Source organism: Dorea sp. BIOML-A1 (assembly GCF_009875615.1).
Taxonomy (GTDB): domain Bacteria; phylum Bacillota; class Clostridia; order Lachnospirales; family Lachnospiraceae; genus Dorea_A; species Dorea_A amylophila.
In genome coordinates this window covers 15,526-32,729 of the sequence record NZ_WWSA01000033.1, presented here as the reverse complement: position 1 = coordinate 32,729, position 17,204 = coordinate 15,526, and the positions used below count along the sequence as shown (strand labels likewise).

The window sequence follows — 17,204 nt, the reverse complement described above, 5'->3', positions numbered from 1 at the left end:
CTTACTCTTTCTGAACATGAAAATACCCCCATATAGGACTTTTATATTTCATTGTCCTATATGAGGGTAGCATATCAAACTGCAGTGGATATTTTTAATATCTGTTTATTTTATTATGTGCATTGCGCTTCGAACGAGCCTTCACAGACGTTACCTTAGTAGTTAACTCAGCCCAGGCACCCTTACGGCACCCGGAAGATTCCACTTAATGCTGCTTCATTCCTGACCTGACATGGTTCATGGAGTTCCGTCGCGTAAGACCCAAACATCAACGCCACTTTCCAAGGGCAGCTCTGCAAAAACAAGCCCTCTGCGCAATATCACCCCTGCTATAGCGGATTGCAGGTGCAAGGTACCGCTAACACCCCGGCTGCACAGCTCAATATTTTAACGTGTTCCGGACAAAAAGTCAATGGAAATGTTGTAAAAAAGACGATACCAATTTATAATACCTAGATATATGAGAATTTATCTTATCCGGTATATGACCGGAGGAGAGATTCTGATCTGGAGGAAAGCATAATGAAGATATTATTGGCAGCAGTCAATGCAAAATATATACATTCCAATCTAGCGGTCTACAGTCTGAAAGCCTATGCCGAAGATCCGGCGGTGGAGATCGGGGAGTACACGATCAATCAGCAGAAGGATGATATCCTGATGGATATCTATAAGAGAAAACCGGACATCCTTTGCCTTTCCTGCTATATCTGGAACCTGGATTATATAGAGGAGATTGTGTTGGAAATCGGAAAATTACGACCGGATATGCCAATCTGGCTTGGTGGTCCGGAAGTTTCCTATGATGCGCAGGATGTGTTAAGACGTCTACCGTGTGTCAAAGGTGTAATGAAAGGGGAAGGAGAGAAGACATTTAAAGAAATTTGCCGGATATACCGAAATGAATTCGAAAAAAAGAAAGAGAATGTGGATAACTCCTGGAAAAAATCAGAGAGTGTGGATAACCAGTTAAAAAATGTTATAGGCATTACTTTCCGGACAGAAGAAAATGAAATCATCGATAAACCATGGCGGCCGATCATGGATTTAAGTGAGGTTCCGTTTGTCTACGACCACATAGAAGATTTTGAACACAAAATTATCTATTATGAGACAAGCAGAGGCTGTCCATTTTCCTGCAGCTACTGTCTGTCTTCGGTAGACAAGCGCCTGCGGTTCAGAGATATAGAACTGGTAAAGAAGGAACTGCAGTTTTTCCTGGACCATAATGTTCCGCAGGTGAAATTCGTCGATCGTACATTTAACTGTAAGCACGATCACAGTATTGCAATCTGGAAATATATCATGGAGCATGATAATGGAATCACGAATTTCCATTTTGAGATTGCGGCAGATATTCTGAATGAGGAAGAACTGGAATTGTTAGAACAGATGCGCCCCGGACTGGTACAGCTTGAAATAGGTGTGCAGTCAACAAATCCGAAGACGATTAAAGAGATCCACAGAGTTATGGATTTTGAAAAAGTATCCAGAATCGTGAGGAGAATCCAGGAGAGAGGAAATGTACACGAACATCTGGATCTGATTGCGGGACTTCCATACGAAGATGTGGAAAGCTTCGCACATTCTTTTGATGATGTCTATGCATTAAAACCAGAACAACTCCAGTTAGGATTCCTGAAAGTGCTGAAAGGATCATTTATGCAGGAACATCAGAAGGAATATGGAATTGTGCACAAAGCGCATCCACCGTATGAAGTACTTTATACAAAATGGATTTCTTATGAAGATGTATTGAGGCTGAAAGGCGTGGAAGAGATGGTAGAAGTGTATTATAACAGCCGTCAATTCACGAACACGATGGAAGAACTGGAAAAAGAATATGATTCTGCATTTGATATGTATGACCGGCTTGCCGCTTATTATGAAGAAAATGATTATAATTCAGTTCAGCACAAGCGGAGTGCAAGATATGAGATCCTGTTAAATTATGTGAGAAAATATCACAAAGAAAAAGAAGATTTATTCCGGGAAGTGCTCACTTATGATTATTATCTGCGTGAAAATGCAAAGAGCCGTCCAGGATTTGCCGGAGAATATCCGGTAACGAAAGATGCTGCAAGAGCATTTTATGAGACAGAAGAGGAGACGCATGAGTACCTTCCAGATTATGGAAAATACGACAGAAATCAGATGCGTAAAATGACGCATCTGGAATATTTCAAACTGACAGATACATATATTTTATTTGACTATCAGAACAGAAATCCGCTGAATCAGGAGGCAAGAGTCTGTAAGATAGAGAAAATTAAATTATGAAAAGGGCGTACGATCTGCAGTGCAAGAAGTCCGAAATGTGAGGATTGTTTCTTGCAAAAATATTGTAAAGAGTATAAAATGTAGAGAAATACGTTACTGTTTACGTAAAAATTGATAAGAATGAGAAGAAGTAGTAACGAAAATATAATCAAAGAAGGTAGAAGAATGAATTTCAACAATAAAAGAACAAGAAGAATTGTATCAATTGTTGTGCTTATCGTCATCATTGCCATGGTAGCAACGATGATTATTCCGTATCTTGTATAAAAATAAAAGGGGAACATAATAAACATGAAGTTAGAGACACAGACAGAACAGCTTATAAGCGAAACAGTTACCGTCTACGGTTTATCTCCGCAGATCGGTGTCCATGCACTTGCACAGACTGTGAACGCACTGGCGGCACAGGGTGCAGTGTTCTCTGTCTGCCCTGATATAACAGAGGATGAGGAGCAGGAAGCGGATATCCGGAGTGAGGATATGCAGGATACGCATGAACCATCTGCAGGCATTAGTGTACAGATCGCCTATCCGGAATACGTGTTCAAATCCAGAATCCACAAGATTGAAAAGCTTCTCAAAAAAGCATGCAAAAAGTATAATATCATGCTTGCAGGAGTACAGGCATCTGTCAATCCGGCGGTTCGGGCGATCGCAGTGACGGTTACAGGAATCGCAAAGGCTCCAAAGGAAGAAGCATGGAACCGGGAAACCGCACGAGCCTGTAAGGATATTGTGTTCGCAGGGCATGCAGGAATGGATGGTATGCTCCGGATCACGGAAGAAAAAGAACAGGAACTTAAGACTCGTTTTGCGCCGGTTTTCATGAAGCAGATAAAGTCATACGGACAGCAGATATTTGCTCCAAAAGAAATCGAAGCCGCAAAAGCCGGGGGCGCATTTGTCGTACGTCAGGTCGCAGATGGCGGGATCTTGGCAGCACTGTGGAATCTGGCACTGGAATTAGAGCAGGGACTGGATCTTGATATGAAGAAAATCAGTATTTTACAGGAAACGATCGAGGTATGTGAACATTTCCGGCTGAATCCATATCAGATGATATCTACAGGAAGTTTTCTGGCTGTGACTGACAATGGGGAAGTACTGGCAGATGCGCTGAACAATCAGGGGATTACAGCAGCAGTAATCGGACATACAACAGACAACAACGATAAGATCTTAAGAAATGGAGAAGAGATGCGTTATATCGACCGTCCGGCTCCGGATGAGATCTTGAAGCTATATAGCGGAGGTATGAATGATGGAAGAATTAAGAAAGCAGATACTCCTGTATCTGGAGAAGCATAGCAGGGTGGACCTCGGAGAACTGGCAGTTCTTCTTGGAACCGACGAAGTAACCGTAGCAAATGAGATTTCTGCCATGGAAAGAGCAAAGATCATCTGTGGCTATCATACACTGATCGACTGGGATAAGACAGGAACAGAGTATGTGAATGCCCTGATCGAAGTAAAAGTAACACCACAGCGTGACACGGGATTTGATAAGACAGCAGAACGGATCTGTAATTATCCGGAAGTATCAGCCGTATATCTGATCTCCGGTGATTTTGATATGATGGTTCTGATCGAAGGCAAGACTTTGCAGGAAGTGTCAAGGTTTGTATCAAGTAAATTATCACCGATCGAAGATGTTACAGGAACCAGTACACAGTTCGTACTGAAGAAATATAAGGATCACGGAACAATCATGTTCGGACAGAAAAAAACAGAAAGGATGCTTGTAACACCATGATGAGAAATCCATTATCTAAGAAAATCACAGGCATCGAACCATCTGGAATCCGGAAATTCTTTGATCTGGTAAGTGAGATGCCTGACGCAATATCCCTTGGTGTAGGAGAACCTGATTTTGACACACCATGGAGAATCAGAGAGGAAGGTATCTACACCCTGGAACAGGGCAAGACTTTCTATACATCGAATGCAGGTCTTAAAGATCTGAAGATCGAGATCAGCAAATATCTGGAACGTAAGATACATGTAGAATATGACCCGGATCATGAGATCATGGTGACGGTTGGAGGAAGTGAAGGAATCGATGTGGCACTGCGCGCAATGCTGGATCCGGGAGATGAAGTACTGATCCCGCAGCCGAGCTATGTATCGTATTTACCTTGTACCATTCTGGCAGACGGTAATCCGGTTGTTATTCCGCTTCAGGAAAAGAACGAATTCAAACTGACGGCAGAAGAACTGGAGGCAGCAATCACGCCAAAGACAAAAATGTTAGTCATGCCATTCCCGAACAACCCGACAGGATCAATCATGACAAAAGAAGATCTGGAGCCAATTGCGGAAGTTGTGAAAAGACATGACCTGTATGTGCTTTCGGATGAGATTTACTCCGAACTTACATACAAGACAGAGCATGTGTCTATTGCATCTCTTCCGGGAATGCAGGAAAGAACACTGGTAATCAACGGATTTTCCAAAGGATTTGCCATGACGGGATGGAGACTTGGTTATATCTGCGGACCGTCTGTGATCATAGAACAGATGTTGAAGATCCATCAGTTTGCAATCATGTGTGCGCCGACCAACAGCCAGTACGCAGCCATCGAAGGCTTGCGTCACTGCGAAGATGAAGTGCAGCAGATGAGAAATGCATACAACCAGAGAAGAAGATATCTGGTAAATGAATTTGCGAAGATGAAGCTGGAATGCTTCGAGCCATTCGGTGCATTTTATATCTTCCCAAGTATCAAAGAATTCGGTATGACTTCCGAAGAATTTGCAATGCGTTTCCTGGAAGAGGAGAAGGTTGCGGTCGTACCGGGAAGTGCGTTTGGTGAGAGTGGGGAAGGGTTCCTGCGTGTATCGTATGCGTACTCACTGGAAGATCTGAAAGAAGCGATCGGAAGACTCAGTCGGTTTGTTGAGAGACTGAGAAGCCAGAAGTAAGGCGGACAGACAGGAGAGAAGCCGTTAGATAGGATCTGAACGGAAGCAAAGTGTAAAATATTAAAAAAGATGATATAAGAATAGAAGCCGTTGAGGAATGTAAAAAAGTAATTCTTCAGCGGCTTTTGTTATCGCTATGCAGCTTCTGTGGATATCAGAAAATACAGAATGAAATTGTATAATCCGGAATTTACTTTTACATTTTACGCACATTTTTCGAAAAAATCTTGACTTGGAGCAAACTCCAAGTGCTATAGTAAGGAACGGATAGTAATAAATCATGAATGAAATGAGAATAATGAATGTGGCAGTTCACAAAAATACCTGAGAGCTGCAACAAAAGATCAGAAAGGTGGTGTCTGAATTGACGATAAAAGAAGTAAGTGAAACATATGACATTTCCGCTGATACCTTGCGTTACTATGAACGCATCGGCATGATACCGGAAGTAACACGTACGGCAGGCGGAATCAGAGACTATCAGGAATCAGACCTTGGATGGGTGGAGCTTGTGATCTGTATGAGAAAAGCAGGACTTCCCGTGGAGGCACTGATCGAGTATGTAAAATTATATCAGCAGGGCGATGAGACATTTGAAGCAAGACTTCAGCTTCTTTCGGAAGAAAGAGAGAAGTTGGAAGAGCAGAAAGCGCAGATAGAGTCAGCGATCAACCGGTTGAATCACAAAATTTCCAAATACGAAGAAGCAGTAAAGACAGGAGTATTAAACTGGGAGGAGAATAGTTCATGTATATAGAAAAGATTAACGGACCAGAAGACGTAAAGAAATTAACCGTAGACGAGATGACCGTAATGGCAGGTGAGATGAGAGAAGCACTGTTAAAGAGAGCCAGTATCCACGGCGGACACTTCGGACCAAACTTCGGTATGGTAGAGGCAACGATCGCACTGCATTATGTATTCGAGTCACCAAAAGACAAGATTGTATATGACGTATCACACCAGACCTATCCGCACAAGATGCTGACAGGAAGAAAGAAGGCATATCTTTATGAAGAACATTACGATGATGTGTCCGGCTACAGCAATCCAAATGAAAGTGTACACGATCATTTCACTGTAGGTCATACATCTACATCCGTCAGCCTTGCGTGTGGACTTGCAAAAGCAAGAGACCTGAAAGGGGAAGAAGGAAATGTGATCGCAGTGATCGGTGACGGTTCCTTAAGCGGCGGTGAAGCACTGGAAGGACTGGACTATGCAGTAGAATTAGACGGAAATCTGATCATCATTGTAAATGACAATGATATGTCCATCGCAGAAAACCACGGCGGATTATATGGCAACTTAAAATTACTCCGTGAGACAAACGGACAGGCAGAATGCAACCTGTTCAAAGCTATGGGATTAGATTACATTTACGTGGATCACGGAAATGACGTCGGAGAGCTGATCGAAGCATTCCAGAGTGTCAAAGACAGCAAGAAACCCGTTGTTGTGCATATCAATACCTTAAAGGGAAAAGGTTATGCACCGGCAGAGCAGAACAAAGAAGTATGGCATTATAACGGACCATTTCATATCGAGACAGGTGAACCGTTATACGAAATGACAGAAGAAGACTACTCAGACATTTCCCTGAATTATCTTCTGGACAAGATGAAAAAAGATCCTGCAGTAGTAGCGATCACATCCGGAACCCCGACCGTTATGGGATTCACAGAAGATAAGAGGAAAGAAGCAGGAAAGCAGTTTGTAGATGTCGGTATCGCGGAAGAGACAGCCGTAGCACTTGCTTCCGGAATTGCCGCAAATGGCGGAAAACCGGTTTATGGAGTATACAGTACATTTGTACAGAGGACTTATGACCAGATCGCACAGGATCTCTGCATCAACAACAGCCCGGCAACTATTGTAACATTCTGTGGTTCGGTATACGGAATGAATGATGTGACACACCTTGGACTATATGACATCCCGATGATGGCCAATATTCCGAATCTGGTATACCTTGCTCCGACAACCAAGGAAGAGTACCTGGCAATGCTTGACTGGAGTATCGAGCAGAATGAGTATCCGGTAGGAATCAGACTTCCGGGCGGCAGTGTGATCTCTGACGGAAAAGAGATTACAAAAGACTTCGGAGACCTGAACAAATACGAAGTAACTCAGAAAGGTTCTAAGGTTGCAGTGATTGGACTTGGAACATTCTACGGACTTGGCAAAGAAGTTGCAGAAGAGCTCAAGAAAGTGATCGGAACAGATGCAACGGTGATCAATCCATATTATATTACAGGTATTGATGCAGAACTTCTGGAAGAGCTTAAGAAAGACCATGATGTTGTCATTACTCTGGAAGATGGTATCCTTGACGGCGGATTCGGTGAGAAGATCGCAAGATTCTATGGAGATTCCGATATGAAGGTTCTGAACTTCGGACTGAAGAAAGAATTCCTGGACCGCTATGATGTGGCAGAAGTTCTGAAAGAGAATCATCTGACGAAAGAGCAGATTGTGAAAGATGTGAAGAATGTACTGTAAAAAATGGATTTCGCAGAAATAGAGTAAAAGTGGAAAGAGAGGCAAAAGATGTCTCTCTTTTTTGCCGTGTGAAATACAGTAAAAGGAAAAACGTCGCAAAAAGCATGTGAAAATATATGAAAAACGTCGCAGAAAAGGTATAAAATATATTGAAAAACGTCGCAAAAGTATAATTTGTTGGTATGACAACAGCGTAAATAATGTAAAATAAGATAAAATGATACCATCAATTATTTGAAAATGGAAAGTACTCTCAGAGATATTGAGTATTTATAGCTTAAGCGGGCTTTTGAGAGTATTCACGAAAAGAAAGCGAGGACAAACACATGGATCACATATATGACGTAATCATCCTTGGCGCCGGTCCGGCGGGCTTAAGCGCAGGCTTATACGCAGGCAGAAGCAGACTGGACACGCTGATTATCGAAAAAGGTCAGGCCGGTGGACAGATTATCAACACAGACGAGATAGAAAACTATCCGGGCCAGATCGTAGAAGGAGAGACAGGCGTTTCTCTTGTACGCAGAATGTACGAACAGACAGAACAGTTCGGTGCAGAACATGTCCGCGATACGATCACAAATGTAGAGCTGGATGGAGACATCAAAGTTCTGACAGGCGAAAAAGATACCTATCAGGCAAAAAATATCATCATTGCAACCGGTGCATACGCAAGACCGATCGGATGCAAAGGCGAGCAGGAGTACAAGGGACGCGGAATCTCTTACTGCGCGACTTGTGATGCGAACTTCTTTACAGATTTGGAAGTCTATGTAGCCGGCGGCGGTGACGCGGCAGTGGAAGAAGCACTGTACCTTACGAAATTTGCCAGAAAAGTTACGATCATCCACAGAAGAGACGAGCTGCGTGCGGCAAAGTCCATCCAGGAAAAAGCATTTGCCAATCCAAAGATCGCATTTCTTTGGGATTCGGTAGTCGAAGAAGTGGGCGGTGACGGACTGCTCCAGACGATGACCGTGAAGAATGTGAAGACGGGAGAACTTACAAAGATAGAAGCCGATCCAAAAGACGGACTGTTCGGTCTCTTTGGATTCATCGGTATGATCCCGAATACCGGCGTGTTTGCAGATAAAGTAGAGACAGACGACAAGGGATACATTAAGACGGATGAGGACATGCATACCAACGTACCGGGTGTCTATGCGGTCGGAGATGTAAGAGTCAAGAGTCTGCGCCAGGTAGTGACTGCGGTGGCAGATGGTGCGATCGCGGCAGTGCAGGTGGAGAGAAGTATGTCGGATTATTAGGAAAGATTCAAGAAGAGAGTGTGAGAATCCATCGGATGTGAGAATGTCCGGTGGATTTTTTGCATCGCTATGCGTTCTGTAGATGCTTTGGCAAATGGCAGGCTCGGTAGATTGATATAGATGGAGAAAAATGGAATAATATATAATAAAAAACGGAAGAATACACTTGATAAATGGAATGATATATAATAAAATATGGAAAAATATAGATTGATATATTACCGTGCGTTCGGAAGACGACGATGGCAAGTCTTATAGAAGAAAGGAGATGAGCCCATGACCGTTGAAGAGATGAAAAAGAAGAAAATGGAATTAGGTTTTAGTTGTGAACAAATATCAGATCGTTCCGGTGTGCCGTTGGGAACGGTACAAAAGATATTCAGCGGAATAACCAAGAGACCAAGGTATGATACGATCTGTCAGTTAGAAAAAGCATTTCCGATTGAACATGTTATATTTACAGATAGCCATGAACGGGACTACAAAGAGTCAGGAAATATGGCATCATCAGAATATATGAAAAATTCTGCTTCTAATCTATATTCTGATATGATAAAAGAAAGTACATCGGCTTATCACATTTACGGAGATGGAGCAGACCATGAGGATGATATCTGGAAACATTTCCACGGGAAAAAGCAGGGCGAATATACTCTGAAAGAATATGAAGCGATTCCGGACGAGTATAGAGTAGAACTGATTGACGGAGTCATCTACGACCTGAATACGCCAACCACGATCCATCAGCAGCTTGCATTTGAGATTAGTATCAAATTAAGAGAGTACATTAGGCAGAACAAAGGGTTGTGCATGGTACTGCCATCGCCGGTCAGCGTACAACTGGATGAAGATGACCGGACAATGCTGCAGCCGGATGTCGTTGTATGTTGCGACAGAGATAAGATCCTGCGAAGCCATGTCTATGGAGCGCCAGATATGGTTATTGAGATATTATCACCATCCACAAGAAAAAAAGATATGGGATTAAAACTGAAAAAATATATCTCTGCAAGAGTCAGAGAATACTGGATGGTTGACCCGGACAAGAAAAAAGTTGTAGTATATGACTTGGAACATAATGAATTGCCGGTCATCTATGGTTTTGAAGATCAGGTACCGGTGCAGATATTTGATGGGAAATGTCAGATCGACTTTTCGGAAATATACAGTTATATAGAGTTTTTATTTGAGAAAGAATAGGATGCATTTTTAGTGCATTAGAATATTGATTTTGTAAAAGAAAGATAGAGAAAATGGAGGAACAGAATATGTTAAACATCGTACTACACGAACCAGAAATCCCGGCAAACACAGGCAACATCGGAAGAACCTGCGTAGCCACCAACACCAGATTACACCTGATCGAGCCGCTCGGATTCCGTCTGAATGAGAAGAACTTAAAGCGTGCCGGTATGGATTACTGGGAGCATCTGGATGTCAGAACTTATATTGACTACAATGATTTTCTGGAGAAAAATCCGGGAGCCAAGATCTATATGGCAACCACAAAAGCCCCGAAAGTATATACAGAAGTGAACTATGAACCGGACTGCTACATCATGTTCGGAAAAGAAAGTGCCGGAATCCCGGAGGAGATACTGGTAGAGCACAAGGAAGACTGTGTACGTATCCCGATGGTAGGGGATATCCGTTCACTGAATCTTGGTAATTCGGTTGCAATCGTGCTTTATGAAGCACTCAGACAGAACGGATTTGCAGGAATGAATCTGGAGGGACATCTTCACGAATTACACTGGTAGGGGATTATATGGATTTTGAAAAACGGATAGATGAGAATTACAGCTATCTGACAGCTACGGACCGGTTGATGGTACAGGAAATCAGGCAGAATAAAGAGCTGGTAAGAAATATGAACAGTACACAGCTTGCCAGGCATCTCGGCGTATCAAGAACGACGCTCGTACGGATGTTGAAAAAGCTGGGGATCTCAACTTATGCGGAATTCCAGCTGCTATTAAAACAAAGAGCCGGAGAAACAGAGCACAAGAAGCTGGATATGCAGAGAATTATTGATGATTATCATGAGATGATCAAAGAATTGCAGAATTATGATTATAGTAAGATATGTGAAAGAATCTATGAGGCAGATACGATATACCTGTACGGTACGGGAAATGAACAGAAAGCCATCGTAGACGAGTTTAAGCGCATTTTTATGATCATGGGGAAATGGTGTGTAGATTTATTTGACCTGGGAGAGATTGAATTTGCACAGACAGAATTTGCGGAGAAAGATCTGTTTGTAGCAGTGTCATTATCAGGTGAGAACCAGTCGATACTCCGGGCAGTGCATCTGGCACAGGAGAGAAAGATTCACACATTGTCTATTACAAGATGGAATAATAACGCACTTGCAAGGCTGGCAGAATATAATCTTTATGTAGGAACCAGAGTTGTACATAAAGGGCAGGATCAGTCATATGAAATGATCGCTGCATTTTATATGTTGTTAGATATCTTGTCTGTGCGGTATCTGGAATTTGTGAACAGTAACAACAGGTCTGGTACGGGAGAAGAATGAGATGAAGACAGATGAGCTGATGAATCTGTATTATTCGGAGATGAATGAAAATGAGCGGTATATCTGCCAGTACTTATATGAGAATAAGAAAGACTTTTGCAAAGATACGATAGACGAGACTGCAAGAAAATGCGGAGTGTCCAAATCTTTGCTGGTACGTTTTGCAAAACATCTGGGATTGACCGGATTTCGTGAATTAAAAGCAATGCTGCGTATTGAAGAGCAGGAGAGTAAAGTGACGGAATGGAATCTGCTCGAAACGATGACGGAAAGTTATCATAAGATGCTGGATGATTTCCTGAAGCGGGATTACAGCCGGATTTTTGAGTCTTTATATCATGCAAGAAGAGTAGTTGTATATGGAAGCGGATCGTCACAGGCACGTGTGGCCAGTGAGATGAAGAGAATATTTCTCCCGGAAAAAACGTTGATAGATCTGCACGGTCATGATATGTGCCAGGCTATAGAAAAGAATATCCATAAGGATGATATGGTCTTTCTGATTTCGTTGTCGGGAGAGGCAGACTATATGATAAATCTGGCAAAGAGATTACGGGTAAAAGGCGCATTTCTGGTATCAGTTACAAGGATGAGTAATAACCCATTATCTGCATGTTGTGACGAGAATCTGTATATTGAGTCGGTACATGCCGAAGTAGGAGAATACGGAGATTATGAATCGACAACACCGTATTTTATTCTGATAGAATTACTTTATCTGGCATATCAGAACTATCTGGCGGGAAAATCAGACAAAAACGAAGAGAGATAAACATAAGTGAACAAAGTTTTATAAAATAAAACAATGTACGAAAAGTGTACATATTTTTTAAACGGAGCCAATGCATTGAATGGCTCCGTTTCTTTTGTTAATATGACTTCAGAAACAAAAAAGAAAGCGATAAGGCAGGTGAGCTGGAACGTGAAAGATCAAAGTGTGAAGATGATCTACTTTGATATAGACGGAACTCTTAGGGAAGAAAATTCAGAAATAACAGAAAAAACAAAGTATGCAATCCGGGAATGCAAAAGACAGGGAATTCTGACATGCATATGTACCGGAAGGAATATGGGCAGTATTCAAAAAGATGTACAGGAACTTCAAATGGATGGGATGATCAGTGGAGGCGGTGCAAGCATCCGGTACCGGGGACAGGAACTGGAAAGGAAAACGTTCCCTGATAAATGGCTGGAAGAAGTCGGGATATTAACAAAAAAAGAACAGGTCGGGCTGGTACTGGAAACGCAAAAGAATGTCTACATGGATCAAAGGGCAGCAGAGATATACCAACAGCTATTTAAAGAAAAGACGAAGGAATGTACAGAAGAAGAAAGAGAAAGAATCAAAAGAAAGAATAAATACTTGTACAAAGATAATATGACAGAATACGATCTGAACCAGGAAAAGGCGCATAAGATTTGCATTGTTGGAACCCAGGATGTAATAAATGAGATCAGACATCAGATAGAGAGTGGATGCGAAATTGTACAGTCAGTTCCATTTGGAAAAAACTGGCTTCTGGAATGTCTTCCGGAAGGATGTAATAAAGGCAATGCAGTCAGATATCTGAATCAGCAACTGGGAATCAAAAAATCCGAAAGCATGAGCTTTGGAGATGGAGAGAATGATGCAGAACTGTTACTGGCAACAGGAACGGGAGTAGCCATGGAAAACGGCAGTGCAGAATTAAAAAAAATAGCGGATGTTATCTGTGGAACAGTACAGGAAGATGGTATTTACAAGGAACTGGTGAACAGGAAAATCATTAAGGAGAGATAAGAGATGGTAAAAAGAAAATGGTGGCAGGAAGAAGTTATATATCAGATTTATCCAAGAAGTTTTTGCGACAGTAACGGAGATGGAATCGGTGATCTGAAAGGAATTACATCAAAGCTTGACTACTTGAAGGATCTGGGAGTTACCATGTTGTGGATCTGTCCGTGTTATCAGTCACCAATGGATGATAACGGATATGACATTTCTGATTATATGAAGATCGCAGATGAGTTTGGAACTATGGATGACATGGATGAGCTGATTCGGGAAGGAAAGAAAAGAGACATCAAGATTATATTGGATCTTGTGATCAACCATACATCAGATGAACATCCGTGGTTCCAGGAAGCATTAAAGAATCCGGAAAGTAAATATCATGATTATTACATTTTCAAATCCGGAAAGAAAGAGATTAATAACTGGAGATCCGTATTTGGCGGCAATGTATGGGAAAAAGTTCCGGGAAGAGACGAGTATTATTTCCATGCATTTGGGAAAAAACAGCCGGATCTGAACTGGGAGAATCCGGAAGTGCGAAAAGAATTGTATCAGATGGTGAACTGGTGGTTAGATAAAGGAATTGCCGGATTCCGGATTGATGCGATCACATTTATCAAAAAGGATCTGACATGGAAAGACCGGGAAGCAGACGGCGTGGACGGTCTGGCAAAATGTACGAAGGCATCCAGAAATCAGCCGGGGATTGGCGTTTTCTTAAATGAACTGAAAGAAAATACATTCCAGAGACACGATTGCGTGACGGTTGCAGAGGCACCGGGAGTCCCGTATGAAGAACTGGAAGAATTTATCGGGGAACAAGGATACTTTTCGATGATATTTGATTTCCGTTATGCGGATCTGGATATTGCATCGGGAAGTGAATGGTTCAAACGGATTCCGTGGACGGTAAAAGATCTGAATCAAAAAGTTATGGCAAGTCAGATGGCATTGCAAAAATGCGGCTGGGGTGCAAACTTTATCGAAAATCACGATCAGCCAAGAGCAACGTCAAAATATTTGAAAGAATACCAGAACAACAGTGATGCGGTAAAGGCACTTGCGGCAATGTATTTCTTCCTGAGAGGAACACCGTTCATCTATCAGGGACAGGAACTGGGAATGGTGAATTTTGAGAGAAATGGAATCGAAGAGTTTAATGACATTTCAAGTATTGACCAGTATCACAGAGCGATCGAAGAGGGACTGACAGAAAAAGAAGCATTACATATCGTAAATCTCAGAAGCCGTGATAACACAAGAACACCGTTCCCGTGGACGAATGAACAGTATGGCGGATTCTCGAATGTAAAACCATGGCTTGGAATGACAGAAGAATATCCGAAGATCAATGCAGAAGATCAGATTGGACATGACGGAAGCAACTATCAGTTCTATAAAGAAATGATAGCGTTCAGACAGAAAGGCGAATACCGGGACTGCCTGATATTTGGAGATATCGAACCGTTACAGAGCAGTGACAACGTAATCGCGTACCGTAGATTTACCAAAGAAGAAAGCATTGAATGCTGGATCAATCTGAGTCCGGAGACGGTGGAAGAAAATGTAGATGTAGAGAAAAAGAAATTGATCTGGCAAAATTCTGACAGAAAAGAGAAAGAATTCAATATCAAAGAAAATAAATTAGTACTTAAGCCATTCCAGGCAGTGTTATTAAAAGAGATAAAGGAAGAAAAATAAAGGAAAAAAGGGAGCAAAGAATCATGGAAGGAAAGGATTACAGAAAAGCGGCGGAGGATATTATCCGGATCGTCGGCAAAGACAATATTGTATCTGCAACACATTGTGCAACCAGATTGCGTCTAATCGTCAAAGATAAAGAAGCAATCGATGTGAAGAAACTGGAAAAACTGCCGCTTGTAAAGGGAACATTCTTCAATGCAGGTCAGTTCCAGATCATTCTGGGAACCGGAATTGTCAATAAAGTATATGAAGAAATAGAGAATCTTGGATTAAAAACATTATCAAAAAAAGAACAGGATGAAGCAATCAAGAATCAGCAAAAAGGTGTAAAGCGCCTGATGCGGATACTGGGAGATATCTTTATCCCGATCATCCCGGTGATCGCGGCGACCGGTCTGTTCCTGGGATTAAAAGGCTGCGTGTTCAACGATAATGTACTGGGATTGTTCGGTGCATCTACAGATATGATTCCGGATTACATCGTAACACTGGTAAATGTACTGACTGAGACGGCATTCTCGTTCCTGCCGGCGATCATCTGCTGGTCTGCATTCAAGGTATTCGGCGGAACACCGGTCATTGGTATGGTACTTGGTCTGATGCTCGTTTCACCAATCCTGCCAAATGCATATTCGGTAGCGAATCCGGACAGCGGAATATCAGCAATCATGGCATTTGGAAAGATTCCAATCGTTGGATGCCAGGGTAGTGTACTGACAGCGATCATTACGGCACTGATCGGGGCAAAGCTTGAGAAAAAGCTCAGAAAAATCATGCCGAATGCACTGGATCTGATCATGACGCCATTTGTAGTGATGCTGGTTACATTCTTAATCGTAATCCTTTGTGTAGGACCTGTGATGCATGTGGTGGAATTAAAGCTTGTCAGCATCGTTGAAGCACTGGTACATCTGCCATTTGGAATCGGTGGCTTTATCATCGGAGCGACATACCCGCTTCTTGTAATTACCGGGTTGCATCATACATATACAATGATCGAGACTTCACTTCTTGCGAACACAGGATTCAATCCGGTGATTACATTATGTGCAATGTACGGATTTGCCAATGTTGGAACGTGTCTTGCATTTTTTGTAAAATCAAAAAATACTACGGTCAGACAGACGAGTATTGGAGCTATGTTATCGCAACTGTTCGGAATCAGCGAGCCGGTACTCTTCGGTATCCAGCTGCGCTATAATCTAAAACCGTTGATTATCATGTTATTTACATCAGGACTTGGAGCTGCATCGTTATCATTATTAAATATTCAGTCTAATTCTTACGGACTGGCAGTTATCCCTTCTTATCTGATGTACATTTATGAAGGAAGACAGTTCCTGTGGTATCTGATTATTTCCATCTGTTCGGTTGCATTATGTTTTGTACTGACATACCTGTTCGGAGTGCCGGAAGAAGCAATGCTGCCAGAGGACGGAATGGATGATGGATCAGTATTGGAGATGGAAGCAAATGGAGAAATGACAGATGGAAATAAGATCGTAGCGCCGGTATCAGGAAAAGTAATTCCACTGGAAGAAGTGGCTGATCCGACATTTGCAGGGAAGGTACTGGGAGATGGATTTGCGATCGTTCCGGAAGATTCCATGATCAAATCTCCGGTCAATGGAACTGTGGAACTTATGTATGAGACCGGACATGCGGTTGGTCTTTCGACAGATGACGGAAAAGAAATCCTGATTCATATCGGTATTGATACCGTAGCAATGAATGGAGAAGGATTCCACATCATTGCTAAGACAGGACAGAATGTAAAATGCGGAGATCCGCTGGTTGAAGTGGATTTCGAAAAGATCAGAAAAGCCGGAAAGAGTAATAGCGTTATCGTAATTGTGACTTCGGGAGAAAAAGTAGAAACCAGAAATGTGGAAAACGTTAAGAGCGGCATAAGCGAAGCTGCAGAGATTGTATAAATTTCATATTATTTAGACAAAATAAGGATATTGTCCATTTTCGTTAAGAAAATGAGATGATATCCTTATTTGCATACCAGGTATATAAGTAAACGCAGGAGGTTTTCAAATATTTCTACTTATTTATATGTGCACAAATATAAAACGACAAAATGATAAAAATGTATCAAAGTGACATACAATTTAAAGAAAATATAAGAAATGTATGGCAAAATCACGAAAATAAGATTATAATTTAAACTAGATTTTGTATTTTTTGAAGGAGAGGTGGTAGAAAA

General features: G+C 41.9%; 15 protein-coding genes and 1 other RNA gene. 15 read left to right on the top strand and 1 reads right to left on the bottom strand.

Annotated features, from left to right (window positions below; genetic code table 11):
* Positions 1-115: 115 nt before the first annotated feature.
* Positions 116-378: signal recognition particle sRNA large type (ffs, locus tag GT508_RS12070), an RNA gene on the bottom strand.
* Positions 379-522: 144 nt separating this feature from the next.
* On the opposite strand from ffs, the gene GT508_RS12065 reads away from it, so the two are divergent.
* From GT508_RS12065 to GT508_RS11990, 15 genes are all read left to right on the top strand, one after another.
* Positions 523-2,280 carry a B12-binding domain-containing radical SAM protein gene (locus GT508_RS12065; RefSeq protein WP_117597601.1) on the top strand — a complete coding sequence of 586 codons (1,758 nt, stop codon included), beginning with the start codon at positions 523-525 and terminating at the stop codon, positions 2,278-2,280.
* A 12-nt stretch (positions 2,281-2,292) separates the two neighbouring features.
* Positions 2,293-2,364, top strand: coding sequence for a hypothetical protein (locus GT508_RS15095; protein ID WP_226851192.1), 72 nt, complete (start codon positions 2,293-2,295; stop codon positions 2,362-2,364).
* 207 nt (positions 2,365-2,571) lie between these two features.
* A complete protein-coding gene (locus GT508_RS12055) occupies positions 2,572-3,588 on the top strand; it encodes an AIR synthase-related protein (RefSeq protein ID WP_117597600.1) in 1,017 nt (338 codons plus the stop codon).
* Complete coding sequence (locus tag GT508_RS12050) at positions 3,542-4,033, top strand: Lrp/AsnC family transcriptional regulator (protein ID WP_055282222.1); 492 nt, start codon at positions 3,542-3,544, stop codon at positions 4,031-4,033. Before GT508_RS12055 ends, GT508_RS12050 begins: the two co-directional genes overlap by 47 nt.
* Positions 4,033-5,202, top strand: coding sequence for an aminotransferase class I/II-fold pyridoxal phosphate-dependent enzyme (locus tag GT508_RS12045; RefSeq protein WP_055282241.1), 1,170 nt, complete (start codon positions 4,033-4,035; stop codon positions 5,200-5,202). Before GT508_RS12050 ends, GT508_RS12045 begins: the two co-directional genes overlap by 1 nt.
* 364 nt (positions 5,203-5,566) lie before the next feature.
* Entirely contained in the window at positions 5,567-5,959 is a 393-nt protein-coding gene (locus GT508_RS12040; protein WP_161144334.1) for a MerR family transcriptional regulator, read from the top strand.
* The gene (locus tag GT508_RS12035; RefSeq protein ID WP_161144333.1) at positions 5,950-7,704 is read left to right on the top strand and encodes a 1-deoxy-D-xylulose-5-phosphate synthase; all 1,755 of its coding nucleotides are present in this window, start codon (positions 5,950-5,952) and stop codon (positions 7,702-7,704) included. The genes GT508_RS12040 and GT508_RS12035 overlap by 10 nt, the downstream gene beginning before the upstream one ends.
* 326 nt (positions 7,705-8,030) lie before the next feature.
* A complete protein-coding gene (gene trxB, locus GT508_RS12030) occupies positions 8,031-8,972 on the top strand; it encodes a thioredoxin-disulfide reductase (RefSeq protein ID WP_161144332.1) in 942 nt (313 codons plus the stop codon).
* 276 nt (positions 8,973-9,248) lie between these two features.
* Complete coding sequence (locus tag GT508_RS12020; protein WP_227080691.1) at positions 9,249-10,172, top strand: Uma2 family endonuclease; 924 nt, start codon at positions 9,249-9,251, stop codon at positions 10,170-10,172.
* 68 nt (positions 10,173-10,240) lie between these two features.
* Complete coding sequence (locus GT508_RS12015; protein WP_006428732.1) at positions 10,241-10,732, top strand: tRNA (cytidine(34)-2'-O)-methyltransferase; 492 nt, start codon at positions 10,241-10,243, stop codon at positions 10,730-10,732.
* Positions 10,733-10,740: 8 nt separating this feature from the next.
* Positions 10,741-11,514, top strand: a complete 774-nt coding sequence (locus GT508_RS12010) for a MurR/RpiR family transcriptional regulator (RefSeq protein WP_161144331.1) — start codon at positions 10,741-10,743, stop codon at positions 11,512-11,514.
* A 1-nt stretch (position 11,515) separates the two neighbouring features.
* Complete coding sequence (locus GT508_RS12005; protein WP_161144330.1) at positions 11,516-12,286, top strand: MurR/RpiR family transcriptional regulator; 771 nt, start codon at positions 11,516-11,518, stop codon at positions 12,284-12,286.
* Positions 12,287-12,436: 150 nt separating this feature from the next.
* The gene (locus GT508_RS12000; RefSeq protein WP_161144329.1) at positions 12,437-13,294 is read left to right on the top strand and encodes an HAD family hydrolase; all 858 of its coding nucleotides are present in this window, start codon (positions 12,437-12,439) and stop codon (positions 13,292-13,294) included.
* A 3-nt stretch (positions 13,295-13,297) separates the two neighbouring features.
* Positions 13,298-14,989, top strand: coding sequence for a glycoside hydrolase family 13 protein (locus GT508_RS11995; RefSeq protein WP_161144328.1), 1,692 nt, complete (start codon positions 13,298-13,300; stop codon positions 14,987-14,989).
* Between the two features lie 23 nt (positions 14,990-15,012).
* A complete protein-coding gene (locus GT508_RS11990; RefSeq protein WP_161144327.1) occupies positions 15,013-16,926 on the top strand; it encodes a PTS beta-glucoside transporter subunit IIBCA in 1,914 nt (637 codons plus the stop codon).
* Positions 16,927-17,204 lie beyond the last annotated feature (278 nt).

Bases quoted from the DNA above. Each gene is read 5' to 3' on its own strand.
- GT508_RS12065 (WP_117597601.1), top strand. From the start codon at position 523: ATGAAGATATTATTGGCAGCAGTCAATGCAAAATATATACATTCCAAT.
- GT508_RS12055 (WP_117597600.1), top strand. From the start codon at position 2,572: ATGAAGTTAGAGACACAGACAGAACAGCTTATAAGCGAAACAGTTACC.
- GT508_RS12050 (WP_055282222.1), top strand. From the start codon at position 3,542: ATGGAAGAATTAAGAAAGCAGATACTCCTGTATCTGGAGAAGCATAGC.
- GT508_RS12045 (WP_055282241.1), top strand. From the start codon at position 4,033: ATGAGAAATCCATTATCTAAGAAAATCACAGGCATCGAACCATCTGGA.
- GT508_RS12035 (WP_161144333.1), top strand. From the start codon at position 5,950: ATGTATATAGAAAAGATTAACGGACCAGAAGACGTAAAGAAATTAACC.
- trxB (WP_161144332.1), top strand. From the start codon at position 8,031: ATGGATCACATATATGACGTAATCATCCTTGGCGCCGGTCCGGCGGGC.
- GT508_RS12020 (WP_227080691.1), top strand. From the start codon at position 9,249: ATGACCGTTGAAGAGATGAAAAAGAAGAAAATGGAATTAGGTTTTAGT.
- GT508_RS12015 (WP_006428732.1), top strand. From the start codon at position 10,241: ATGTTAAACATCGTACTACACGAACCAGAAATCCCGGCAAACACAGGC.
- GT508_RS12010 (WP_161144331.1), top strand. From the start codon at position 10,741: ATGGATTTTGAAAAACGGATAGATGAGAATTACAGCTATCTGACAGCT.
- GT508_RS12005 (WP_161144330.1), top strand. From the start codon at position 11,516: ATGAAGACAGATGAGCTGATGAATCTGTATTATTCGGAGATGAATGAA.
- GT508_RS11995 (WP_161144328.1), top strand. From the start codon at position 13,298: ATGGTAAAAAGAAAATGGTGGCAGGAAGAAGTTATATATCAGATTTAT.
- GT508_RS11990 (WP_161144327.1), top strand. From the start codon at position 15,013: ATGGAAGGAAAGGATTACAGAAAAGCGGCGGAGGATATTATCCGGATC.